This is a genomic window from Shewanella sp. c952, assembly GCF_019654975.1.
Classification (GTDB): Bacteria; Pseudomonadota; Gammaproteobacteria; order Enterobacterales; family Shewanellaceae; genus Shewanella.
In genome coordinates, this window is record NZ_BPEW01000009.1 from 1 (window position 1) to 12,693 (window position 12,693).

At 44.0% G+C, this 12,693-nt stretch carries 10 protein-coding genes; 3 read left to right on the top strand and 7 right to left on the bottom strand.

Annotated elements, in window-relative coordinates:
- The 5 genes from K5R16_RS08395 to K5R16_RS08415 all read right to left on the bottom strand — a co-directional run.
- The coding region (locus tag K5R16_RS08395; RefSeq protein ID WP_220737110.1) for a hypothetical protein at nt 1-287 on the bottom strand (287 nt) is incomplete at its 3' end.
- Between the two features lie 117 nt (nt 288-404).
- Nucleotides 405-746, bottom strand: coding sequence for a hypothetical protein (locus K5R16_RS08400; protein ID WP_220737111.1), 342 nt, complete (start codon nt 744-746; stop codon nt 405-407).
- Nucleotides 747-2,024: 1,278 nt separating this feature from the next.
- The gene (locus K5R16_RS08405) at nt 2,025-5,174 is read right to left on the bottom strand and encodes an efflux RND transporter permease subunit (RefSeq protein ID WP_220737112.1); all 3,150 of its coding nucleotides are present in this window, start codon (nt 5,172-5,174) and stop codon (nt 2,025-2,027) included.
- Between the two features lie 9 nt (nt 5,175-5,183).
- Nucleotides 5,184-6,341 (bottom strand): efflux RND transporter periplasmic adaptor subunit, encoded by a 1,158-nt coding sequence (locus tag K5R16_RS08410; protein WP_220737113.1) that lies wholly within the window; start codon nt 6,339-6,341, stop codon nt 5,184-5,186.
- Nucleotides 6,342-6,685: 344 nt separating this feature from the next.
- Entirely contained in the window at nt 6,686-7,375 is a 690-nt protein-coding gene (locus K5R16_RS08415) for a DNA-3-methyladenine glycosylase I (protein ID WP_220737114.1), read from the bottom strand.
- A 157-nt stretch (nt 7,376-7,532) separates the two neighbouring features.
- Between K5R16_RS08415 and K5R16_RS08420 the strand changes: the two genes are divergently transcribed.
- Complete coding sequence (locus K5R16_RS08420) at nt 7,533-8,159, top strand: glutathione S-transferase family protein (protein WP_220737115.1); 627 nt, start codon at nt 7,533-7,535, stop codon at nt 8,157-8,159.
- Nucleotides 8,160-8,164: 5 nt separating this feature from the next.
- On the opposite strand, the gene K5R16_RS08425 is transcribed toward K5R16_RS08420, so the two are convergent.
- Together K5R16_RS08425 and prlC are read right to left on the bottom strand one after the other, a co-directional pair.
- On the bottom strand, nt 8,165-8,695 hold the full coding sequence (locus K5R16_RS08425) for a thioesterase family protein (protein ID WP_220737116.1): 531 nt from the start codon (nt 8,693-8,695) through the stop codon (nt 8,165-8,167).
- A 207-nt stretch (nt 8,696-8,902) separates the two neighbouring features.
- Complete coding sequence (prlC, locus tag K5R16_RS08430) at nt 8,903-10,942, bottom strand: oligopeptidase A (protein WP_220737117.1); 2,040 nt, start codon at nt 10,940-10,942, stop codon at nt 8,903-8,905.
- A 275-nt stretch (nt 10,943-11,217) separates the two neighbouring features.
- Here prlC and K5R16_RS08435 point away from each other — a divergent pair, with 275 nt between their 5' ends.
- Both K5R16_RS08435 and K5R16_RS08440 read left to right on the top strand, forming a co-directional pair.
- A complete protein-coding gene (locus K5R16_RS08435; RefSeq protein WP_220737118.1) occupies nt 11,218-12,003 on the top strand; it encodes a hypothetical protein in 786 nt (261 codons plus the stop codon).
- A gap of 119 nt (nt 12,004-12,122) precedes the next feature.
- Nucleotides 12,123-12,590: a hypothetical protein gene (locus K5R16_RS08440; protein ID WP_220737120.1), complete on the top strand. Its 468-nt coding sequence runs from the start codon at nt 12,123-12,125 to the stop codon at nt 12,588-12,590.
- The last annotated feature ends 103 nt before the right edge of the window (nt 12,591-12,693 follow it).

Here is a 12,693-nt window from a genome sequence, read left to right on the forward strand (position 1 = left end):
ACAACTTTAGCGGTATCAAATTGAATCTTTTCGTTTAATACGTTTAACTCTGAATAGTGCAAATCTCCTTCATTCATTTCAAATCCTTTCCAAGATTCATAGACTAGAGTACTTGTATCTTTACTTTGAATTAGAGCACTAATATATTGAATTTCTGGTGGGTATTCGATTCGAGAAATACTTTCTTTCTGTAAAGGCAGTTCGTTTGCAGATAACGAAAACATGCCAATCATAAAAGCAATTAAAATGAATAACTGTTTTCTAACAGATTTATGGCTGCACTGCATGATGGTTCATCCTTGAAAGCTAACGCCTCATTAAGAGGCTAAAAATAGCTGGTTAAAATAAGCGAGGCACGAGCAAAAACCAACTGTTTTTTGTCCTGCTTTAATGACTTGTTATAACTACGTTTTACACGAACCTATAAACTTACTATTTAACTCTGGGATATTTTTAGAACGCCCATTTAACCAATAAGGCATTAGGTGAACTTTACTAAAAGATGGCAACTCAACTTCAATTGATTTTCCATTATTGATCAGGTTACCTCGAAACACCCAATACCTTCCATCAGCTCCCCATCCATGATGCACCACTCTAGTTATAGTGACCTTAGTTCCTGCATCAAGAGCAAACAGCATAGTTCTTTGTTTTTCGAATGCCAATTTATCAAAATGCGTTTTGTCGAATGAATCTCGCTGTTGCAGATAGTTTTCCCAACTTTTTGGGAATACACCTTCTCCCATCGTTTGAATGCTGTTACAAAGTTCGCTGTTATCATTAAATCCCGATAAATCAGCACAGCGCCCCTCATACACAAACGCAGGTCGTGTGAGTTCAAAGCATTGGTTAACAAGAAGAGATGCTTCTTTACTTTCAGTTAAATCTACAGAAGAGATACAACCTACTAAAAAAAATAGCGAAGTAATGAAAATATATCGTTTAATGCCAACCTTCCTTAGTAGTTATAACAGCTTATTCATTAGTCGCTCGATAACGTTCTTAGCAACTCGTTAATTTTTTAACAAGCTATCACTGCTAAGGCATTGCTGTAAATAGATAATTTCCAAGTTAAAGCTACATAAACTACCTTGTTGAGTGCGGATAAAGAGAGCCTAGGGTGTTCAATGGGTCCGTGTATCACTTTTTTATATTTTCCATCAGTCTGATTTTTTATAGGTTTTGTGAAATGTTAAAAAATTATCGATGCCTAGCAGGACAGTTTTTGGCATCTTTATTTACGCCATCCTTGGCCATTCTGCGGTTTCACCTGAGCTTCAAGATGGGAGGAATGCCTAACTCTGTATGCAACGGGGCTGGATATGAAGGCCTTAACTGCATCTTCACTAGGTTATTAAAGAGTAAATACTTAGCACTTGTGTTTTAGCTTTAGCGGTTTTTCCGTAAACATCTGAGCCTAAAAATATTTCAATGAACTCAAAGAATCAAATCTCCCCCCGTTGGAAATTTTGCTTTTCAAATTTCGCCGGGGCGCTGAGGGATTGCCAAGGGGCGCAAGCGCTTTGCCCCTTGGCTCGGGTGTGGGCGAAGCGCCACGACTTTGATTTAGATTTGGTTTTGAATTCGAAGATAATAGCCATTAGTAATGGAAGCTAACACGTTTTGGGGCATTTCCGCGTTAAGCATCGAGCCGCAAGGGTATAAATTGAAACACCAGTAAACCAGTGTAGATACGGCTGAAGCCGTCGAAAACATGGATGTTTTAGTTGAGCTTACACGGACGTACTTGAAGCGTGCTTCAGCAGTGTCTGCACATCCCCTGCTGGAGGCAATTAATATTCACGAGGCCACAAGTTCAAATAGATTGCTTGGTAACACCAGTCAAAATGTAATTAGTCTTCATCCGAAGGCCAACCAACTTTGGGGGCACAAATGTGCTGGTCCTAACCTGCTTTTGTACACAAAAGTAGTAGCCTAAAACCTCAACTAATCTCAGCACGAGGCAGCCTCAAACAACAAAAAGCCCAGCAAATGCTGGGCTTTTCTAGTCAATAACTGTGACGCTATTTATTCGCTTTGGCTTCTGCCTTAGCTGCTTTAGCGTTATCTCGCTCGCGCTTACTGAACATGCGCTCAACAATCACGAAGAAGATAGGAATGAAGAAGATCCCCATAAAGGTAGAACTCATCATGCCGCCGAGTACAGCAGTACCAATTGCGTTTTGGCTACCAGAACCTACACCGCTACTGATAGCGAGTGGCACAACACCAAGACCAAATGCTAATGATGTCATTAGAATTGGACGTAGACGCACTCGGACTGCATGCAATGTTGCTTCTACCAAGCCCGCCCCTTTCTCGTAGAACTCTTTGGCGAATTCTACGATTAAGATGGCATTTTTGGTTGCAAGCCCCACCGTTGTCAGTAGACCCACCTGGAAGAATACGTCGTTTGGTAAACCACGGCCATTCATCGCAATAAGCGCACCAATAATACCCAGTGGGATCACTAAGATCACCGAGAACGGTACCGACCAACTCTCATACAATGCTGCCAATACTAGGAATACCACCACCACAGATAATGCATATAGCATAGGTGCTTGGTTACCAGAGAGGCGTTCCTCATAGGACAGACCATTCCACTCAACACCAAACCCTGGTGGCAACTTCTTAACCATGTCTTCAATCAGGTTCATCGCTTCACCAGTACTGAAGCCTTCAGCTACACCACCTTGAATGTTCATCGCAGGTAGGCCGTTAAAGCGCTCTAGACGAGGAGAACCATATTCCCATGTACCTGTAGCAAACGCTGAGAATGGCACCATTTCGCCTTTGCTATTTCGCACGTACCAAGCATCGATATCTTCAGGTTGCATACGGTAATCCGCTTCACCTTGAACATATACTTTCTTCACTCGGCCACGGTCGATAAAGTCATTGACGTAGTTACCACCCCAAGCTGTACCAAGCACACTGTTTACTGCATCAATATCAACACTCAATGCACGCAGTTTTGCATGATCGATATGCACTTGATAAAGCGGTGCATCCTCTTGACCATTTGGACGGACGCCCACTAGGTTTGGATTTTGCGATGCCATACCTAACAGCATGTTACGTGCTTCAACTAACTTGTCATGCCCTTGGCCATTTCTGTCCTGCAGATAGAAGTCGAAACCGTTAGCCGTACCCAGTTCGATTACCGCTGGCGGTACGAACGCAAATACAAAGGCCTCTTTCATCTGCATAAACATGCCCATTGCACGACCCGCAACTGACTGCACGTCTTGCCCAGGCTCTGTACGCTCAGCCCAATCTTTAAGGCCTACGAAAGCAATACCCATGTTTTGACCGTTACCAGCAAAACTAAAGCCCGATACGCTAAATACCGATTTAACGTTGTCGCCTTCAGCCTCTAGATAAAAGTCGGTGACATCATCGAGTACAGCTTGCGTTGCTTGCTGAGTCGAGTTCACTGGCAAGATGGCTTGAGTAAACAAGATCCCCTGATCTTCATCAGGTAGGAAAGCTGTTGGCATGCGCATAAAGATCCAGCCAACCGCAACACTAATAGCAAGATAAACCATCATGGTGCGACCAATACGCTTGATCATTGCAGCAACACTGGCTTCATAGCGTGAGGTTAGTGCATCAAACTTGCGGTTAAACCAGCCAAAGAAACCTGTTTTGGTATGGCTTTCGCCTTTAGCAATAGGTTTGAGCATGGTGGCACAAAGCGCTGGTGTTAGGATAATCGCAACCATCACCGATAATGCCATTGCCGACACAATCGTAATGGAGAATTGCCTGTAAATTACACCGGTCGAGCCTGACATAAATGCCATAGGCACGAACACTGCCGATAGTGTCAATCCAATACCGACTAATGCGCCGGTAATTTGATCCATCGACTTTTTAGTCGCTTCGATGGGGCTTAGCCCCTCCTCCTGCATCACACGCTCAACGTTCTCGACCACAACAATCGCATCATCAACCAACAGGCCGATTGCTAGTACCATGGCGAACATGGTTAAGGTGTTTATCGAGAATCCCGCTGCAGACAAAATTGCAAATGTACCCAGTAGAACCACGGGAACAGCAATGGTCGGGATCAGCGTTGCGCGGAAGTTTTGCAAGAACAGGTACATGATCAAAAACACTAAGACCACGGCTTCCAGCAAGGTATGTACTACGCCTTCAATCGATTTTTCAACGAAAGGTGTGGTGTCGTATGGATATACAACCTCCAACCCTTCAGGGAAAAATGGACGCATCTCTTCGATTTTGGCTCGCACGCCTTCAGCTGTTGCTAACGCGTTGGCACCCGTCGCTAACTGAATACCAATACCTGCTGCAGGCTTACCATTATAAAATGATTCAACCGAGTAGCTTTCAGCACCAAGCTCAACTCTCGCGACATCTTCTAAGAAGACTTTAGCGCCAGAAGGGTCAGCTTTAATAATGATCTTTTTAAATTGATCAGCCGTTTGTAAACGACTTTGTGCAGAAACCGTTGCGTTAAGCTCTTGACCTGCAACAGAAGGTGAACCACCTAATTGACCTGCTGATACTTGGGCATTTTGCTCTCTAATAGAAGAGATGATGTCCATGCTAGTCAGGTTATATTGGGTCAATTTAAGCGGGTCAAGCCAGATACGCATTGCATATTGCGCACCGAATAACTGAATGGTGCCCACACCTGGTACACGACTCATAGGATCTTGAATGTTCGAACCTACATAATCCGAAATATCATTTTTATCTAATGAGCCATCTTGCGATACAAAGCCTACAACCATCAAGAAGCCAGCACTCGACTTCGCGACGTTTACACCTTGAGCCTGTACCTCTTGTGGTAACAGTGGCATCGCAAGCTGAAGCTTATTTTGCACCTGTACCTGAGCAATATCAGGGTCGGCCTCGGCGTTAAAAGTTAAGGTAATTTGTGCATTACCGAAGCTATCACTGGTTGAAGATATATAGCGAAGGTTGTCAAGACCTGTCATTCGCTGCTCAATTACCTGAGTAACTGAATCTTCCATTGTCTTTGCAGACGCACCAGGATAAACGGCGCTAATCACTACCGATGGTGGCGCAATACTAGGATATTGAGACACTGGCAATCCGAAGATTGACAGCACCCCTGCTAGCATCACAATAATGGCGATTACCCAAGCAAAAATAGGGCGATCGATAAAGAAACGTGCCATAGCTCTACCCTATTTCTGTTGTTGTGCTTGAGGCTTTTTATCCGCCACTAAAGGTCCAGCCTTAACAGGCGCCCCTGGGCGAATTTTTTGTAGACCTTCAACAATAAGTTGATCGCCCACATTCAAACCATCGGTAATACGCCACTGGTTATCAATCACTTGTGCAGTCGTCACAATACGTGATGCCACTTTACCGTCGGCAATCACCATTGCTACGGCCTGACCTTTGGTATTACGCGTAATCGCACGCTGCGGAACTAAAATAGCCTCAGGATCGGTACCCGTATTGAGCACTGCACGCACGTACATACCAGGCATTAACAGACCGTCTGGGTTAGGAAACTCAGCACGTAAAATCACCGAACCAGTATTCTCATTAACGCTGACTTCAGCAAACTGCAATAAACCATCATGTCCGTAAGTCGAACCATCTTCCAAAATAAGCTTCACACCAGCATTTTCAGATGCCTTAAGTTGGCCGTCTTTCAACTGCGACTTTAAGCGTAATAGCTGAGCACTCGATTGAGTAATCTCGATGTTGATTGGATCTAGCTGTTGAATCGTAGCTAACGTATCAGTTTGGCTAGCAGTAACTAATGCACCAGCTGTCACTGATGACTTACCAATACGGCCAGAAATTGGCGCACGCACTTCGGTGTACTCAAGGTTAATCGACGCTGTGTTAATCGCGGCTTCTGCCACAGTAACACGCGCTAATGCTTCTTTATAAGCTGCATCAGCTTCATCGTAATCTTGTTCACTGATAGAGTTTAGCTTTACCAATTTCTTAAAACGCAATGCCTTGGCTTTGGCTGATACTAAACTTGCCTCGGCACTCTTAAGATCGGCTTTAGCACTCACAAGTGCCGCTTTGTAGGTCGCTGAATCGATTTGATATAGCGACTGGCCTTTCTCGACATCTTTACCTTCAACAAAGCCGCGGTTGATAATGATACCGCTCACTTGAGGACGAACCTCGGCTTCTAAATAAGCCTTACTTCTTCCTGGCAATTCCACCAAAATAGATTGAGGTTTAGCTGCAATAGTAATTGCACCCACCTCCATAGGCCCTCTTTCTTGAGGCCCCATGTTTTCCGGTTTTTGCTCACATCCAGTTATCCATAACGCCACACTTAAAACAGAGGCAATTTTCACTATTTGCCGCATGAGAACTCCTATAAGGCCATCTACTTGGTAATTGATTTGTTTAAAGCACAAAATGCCGTCAATTTAACCTTTGAAAGCATAATTTTTTGTCTATTGATTTAACGAGTCTTTATCTCATAATGTCGGCTTGTCAACAAGCAGATATACCAGTTTAATTTGTAAGCTAATAAGAATTTATACGCAAAATCAGTCACGTATGTTTATAAAATGTAAACAAAATGGCGCTTACAGCTAACCTATTAGCTCTAAGTGTAGATTAGCTGACATTGGATAGTGGAAATTAACAATAAAAGAACGTAGTCAGCAAAAAGAAAACATCCAACAAATTGTTAGATTCTGCGAAGTTAAATACGGTTGTCCCCAACGCTACAAGCCAGAATTCGGCTAATATCCGCCAAGCTACGCCCCGATTCTTGCTGCCAGTGAGTAAACACTGTTTGCACCTGCTTTAGCCCGGCTTTTGAGCTAAAACCATAATCGACTAAATGATGCGCTTTGAGGTATCCCTGCACATCACCCGTCAATAAAAATGTGTCTTTACCAATAGCCCGTAAAAAATAGGGGCCAGTGTTACCACCAAGGCGATTGCCTTTGCGCTTCAGTTCGGCCCATAGCCCAGTAATATTCTCGCTTGGCCAACTCGCTAAATACTCGGCAAAACTACCGTGTTCACGGGCAATATCGTTCACCATATGGGCGTTGTCATAGATCGCCATGGTTTTCTTTAGGTGCCTGATGAGCGTAGCGTCACTCGCTCTATCTTGCAGTTGTTCAGGAGATAACATCAGTACTTTAAAAGGCTCAAAATTGAAAAATGCTTTTTCATAAGCCGGCCACTTGGCCTCAACAATTCGCCATACAAAGCCACTTTGAAATACCTTTTTGCTCATTTCAGAGAGTAGCTGTGCATCTTTGTATTGACCGATTTCATCCTCTTCAAGGCTAGCGGACATCAACAGCTCAAGCCCTTCAGGGCCACCTTTTCGCTCTGCTGCTCGCTCATAGATTGATGCAAATTTTTCAATACGACTCATTATTACTCCTTTAAATATTACTAACCCGCTGAACGGCATTGCTTTATCAAGATAACACTCGCGTACGGCACTTAGACGGCAAAATCCGCACATTGTGGTGAACCCATTTAGCAACTAGAGTTAAGCCAATAACTTCCGATTGGAGCCAGTAACTAGCATGGATCTGTATTACCATCCACTGTCACGACAATCACAAAAGGTTCTCATCGCCCTTTATGAAAAACAAGCTCACTTCTATCCGCATATTATTGATCTTACGGATCCCTATGCCAGACGCGAATTCCAGCGAATAGATTCGACTGGTTACCTGCCGACATTAAGAATTGAGTCAGGAGAAATAATCCCTGATGCGAGCGTTATCATAGAATACCTTGATGCGACTATCGATCAAGGTACCCAGCTAATTCCACTCATTATTGAAGATGCACTGCAAGTGCGCCTCTATGACAGGCTCAGTGATACTCGCCTCGACAAGGTGATCGATAATTGGCAGAGCGCATTGCGTCAAAATTTGAATAACCAGATAAGAATTAAGCAGCTAGAGAATGAGTTACTCACCACTTTAGACAGCTTTGACAGGCGTCTTGCCACTAATCACTGGTTATGCGGCGACAGTTTTAGTCTTGCCGATTGCGCGACTATCCCTTGCTTACTAACGTTAGAAAGCAAATTTAACCTTCTGGACTATGAACACCTAGGCCGCTACTGGATCCAAGCCACCTTGCGCGGAGCTGTTAATCAGGTGCAAGAGGAAGTCGCACTGACGCTTGCGCGTCAGGCATAACAGCTCTAAATGTTCTGCTGCTTTTTCAATTGCAAAAAGCTTTTCCATTTTTGCACTTCTGTGGGCAGTTCTGGCTGAGCAGCATTAAACCGTATCTCTTCCAGCATGGCTGAGATTGGTACCTGCTTGCGCTTGCAAACAAATACGCCGCGAACATGAGCAATACAGTGTAAGCCTCGCTCACTGACAAAGCGCTGCTCAACATAGAAGTACTTTTCATCCCATCCGACCATCTTACTTTCAATGTCGAACTTGGCAAAAGGCTTAATATCGCGAATATAGGTAAATTCAGCCGCATTAATAATCGGCATCCAACCAAGCTTTAAGAAACGTTTTAGTAGTCCCATTTCTGACAGCATATAGGTTCGAGCCAGATCCATAAACGCTGGATAACGTGAATTGGTCAAGTGAAAGTTGATATCGCAATCGCTAGGAAGCGCGCGGTAACTCAGGGTGCTTTTACCTAAAAAATCAATTTTGTTGCAATGACGTACGCGCCAAGCAAACAACCAAAAAAGCCTAAAATAGAGATTCATTTACTGCTAAACCCACATCCTTGATAAATAACAGCGGGCAGGCTACCAAAGGTCATACCAGATGACAAGCCATGAAGTAATTCCAAATTTTTGCTCTATCCCCCTTAAATTGAAAAACGGGAGCCTTGCTTAATTCATCATATCGATTGGATTGGGAAAAACAAAAAAGGCGCTCAAAGCGCCCTTTTTACGGAATGACTTTACGATTTAGCCATTAATACCACTATGTCTTAGCAGCGCGTCCGTTTTCGGCTCACGCCCACGGAAGCGTTTAAATAGCTCCATCGGCTCTTCACTGCCGCCCATTTCAAGAATGTTCTCAAGGAAGCGTTTGCCTGTTTCAGCATTAAAGATCCCCTGTTCTTCAAACAGTGAGAAAGCATCTGCAGATAACACCTCAGCCCATTTATAGCTGTAATAACCTGCCGCGTAACCACCGGCAAAAATATGCGCAAAACCATGTTGGAAGCGATTAAAATCAGGCGCTTTCACTACAGCAACCAAATCTCTAATTTCATTAAGCTTGTCTTGAATCTGCGCACCAGCAGTTGGGTCAAATTCTAAATGCATCTTAAAATCAAACAGCGAGAACTCAAGCTGACGCAGCATCATCATGCCCGACTGGAAGTTTTTCGCCGCTAGCATTTTATCTAGCATCTCTTTGGGTAATGGTTCACCCGTTTCGAAATGGCCAGAGATCTCAGCTAACGCCTCCTCCTCATAACACCAGTTCTCCATAAACTGACTCGGTAGCTCAACGGCATCCCACGGCACACCGCTAATACCAGATACACCACCTACATCAATTTTGGTCAACATATGGTGAATGCCATGACCAAACTCGTGGAACAAGGTAGTCACTTCATCGTGAGTGAACAGCGCCGGCTTACCCGCAACGGGTGCATTGAAGTTACACGTTAGGTAAGCCACCGGATCTTGTAGACCAGCTGATGTTGCACGACGCGCGCGACAATCATCCATCCATGCGCCGCCACGTTTGCCTTCACGGGCATAAAGATCTAAATAAAAACTGCCTCTATGCTCGCCATTACTGTCACTGATATGGAAAAAACGCACATCATCGTGCCAGCTATCAAACTGCTTTTGCTCTTCGACTTTAAGACCGAATAGACGCGAAACAGTATAGAACAGCCCCGACAACACTTTGTCTTCAGGGAAATATGGACGGAGTAATTCTTGAGAGATCTCATAGCGGTGTTGCTTAAGCTTTTCGGCATAATAACTCAAATCCCAAGCCGCCAAATCTGTTGCGCCATATTCACTCGCCGCAAACTGTTTTAACTCTTTAAGTTCGGTCTCACCTTGGGTCTTTGAACGAGCAGCAAGCTCGGTCAAAAATGCCAATACTTGCGCAGGCGTTTCTGCCATTTTTGTAGCAAGTGACTTATCAGCGAAACTGTCAAAACCTAAAAGGTTGGCAAGTTCATGGCGTAAAGCCAAGATTTCATCCATCAATGGGCCGTTATCAAACTCTCCCGCATTAGGACCTTGATCCGACGCACGAGTGACAAATGCGCGGTAGCACTCTTCACGTAGCTCACGGTTTTCACTGTAGGTCATTACAGGTAGATAAGATGGGAAGTCTAAGGTAAATAGCCAGCCTTGTTGCTCTTTAGCTTCTGCCATCGCTGCCGCTGCCGCTATTGCTGACTCAGGTAAACCTTTAAGCTCAGTCTCATCAGTGATCAACTTGCTCCACGCTTGGGTTGCATCTAATAGTTGATTAGAGAAACCACTGGTCAGCTCCGACATCCGCTTAACGAGTTCGCCATAACGCAACTTGTCGCTATCACTTAATCCAATACCTGATAACTCAAAATCGCGCAGACTGTTTTCAATCATCTTCTTTTGCGCTTGTGAGTAACTCGCAAACTCAGCTGATGCAGCAAGTGACTTATAAGCTTGGTAAAGGCCTTGGTGTTGACCAACAAAAGTGCCGTACTCTGATAGCAATGGCAGACAAGCATCGTGGGCGGCTCGCCATTCATCATTGCTGACGACTGAATTCATATGAGAAATAGGTGACCAGATTTTACCGAGCTCATCATCAACATCGTCAAGCGGAGCCACTAAGTTGTCCCAAGTGAAAGTGCCGGTGTTTTGCAGTACTTCATCTATCTTGGCTCGGCAGTTGGCAATCCCCTGCTCAACGGCGGGCTGAATATGTTCAGGCTTGATACTCGAAAAAGGAGGAAGCTTAGCGCTTTTTAATAAGGGGTTGCTCATGGTTGAGTCCTTAACATTCTATGTTGATAGATAAAGAGATGAGGGTGAGTAAGCCAATATTCAATTGTATTCGTAAGAATAGTTACATTTAACCTATCGTCTAACAGCTAAAAATCTGCTTTACCTTGATTGAAGTCAAATTTTTTTAGTGCAGATAACAGGCAGTATTAGTATTGCAAAGCGCTTCGCAAATACAACCTATTATCATTTACATTCATATCATTAAATCTATGATGAACGGGATTTTTACTTTCGCCAAATTACTGAGTTTCGCCATGAATAATGCTTATAAAATTGCCATTGCTATGCCATTGCTAATAACTTCTACTTTCATCTTTGCTGACGAATCTCCGAATATAGATGATTCTCACAGCACCAAGATAATGGAGAAATTACCTTTGGATGATAGCGGCGAGATCCAAGCGCTATTCGACTTAGGCTGGGACTCACAGTACATATCTGAAGGCCGTAACAACCTTGATAAGGGCGGCATATACTGGGCGACAGCGTCAGTGCAGAAAAATAATCTAAACGCTTATGTCACTGTTGGTCGTGGGGACAGCCAGCACTACATAGAATACAACTTCGGCCTAGAATATGGTTTCGAGTTATCTGAAAATTTAAGCGGTAGCGTTGGCTACCAGCGTCTTGAATTCTACGGTGATGAGCGTGCCCATGATAATGAACTGTTTAGCTCACTCGAGTACAGTAAGTACGACTGGTTAGTGCCTTCGGTTAGCTACACCTACTCAACTGAAGCTGCGGGTTACTTTGTTGAAGTGAGCTTACACAGCAATTGGCAACTTACCGAACGCTTTAGTGTTACACCTTATGTTACCCAAGGATTTGACTTTCAATACGTGACAGAAGAGCATGACGGCGCCAACCACTTCCAGTTTGGCGTTGAGGCTGAGTACCAACTGCCTAACCAATGGGTATTGTCAGGGCATATAAGCCACAGCATTGCCCAAGAAGATATTAAACTTGAAGCTAGAGAAAACGGCAACATCAGCGGTTTAGATGAAACCTACGCGGGCATGCACCTTAGCTGGAGCTTTTAAATAACCTCCCATCCCATTAGGTTGAGCTATAGTTGTTTTTGCAGCGTTAATACGCTGCAGAATAACAACACTATCATTTGCAAAGGATTGCAGATGCAATACAACCCAGAGGACAAGGAATGTTACTCACCTTTTATCGCGTCATCATCATTTTTTTACTGCTTCTTTGTCCATACACCATAGCGCGTGATTCCTCTACTTTACCTTTGGGTACTGTGCTGGATGATAAAGGTCAACCGCTGACAATACCGACCCAAAACAAAACGGCATTGAGTTACTCAGCGACGCCACCAGCCAGTAACAGCCATAGCAAAAAAACGCCCCAGTCCAAACCTAAATCTAACTACAAAAAGATCAGCCGCAAACAACAACTCGCAAGCCGGAAAAATGTGGCCAATGACGCGGGTTGTCGCTGGCTTAACGGCCGTATGAAACAGTTAGAGAAACAGCTAAGAGTAGGTGTAAATCACCGTAATCAACATCAACAGCAAGAGCTTAGCGTGAGGCAAGATGAGTGGGAATGCTTAAAGTGTGGTGTAGAAGGCCCTAACCCCAGTGATCATCATAGCTGCCAATATCGACGTTAACCTAGAAAAGCCAGTTGAAAGTTCTCAGACTCGTATCAGGTCTAAACTGTTACTCGATCAGTTAAGCTTGATGGTCGAAGATTGAAATAGACAACATTCATCC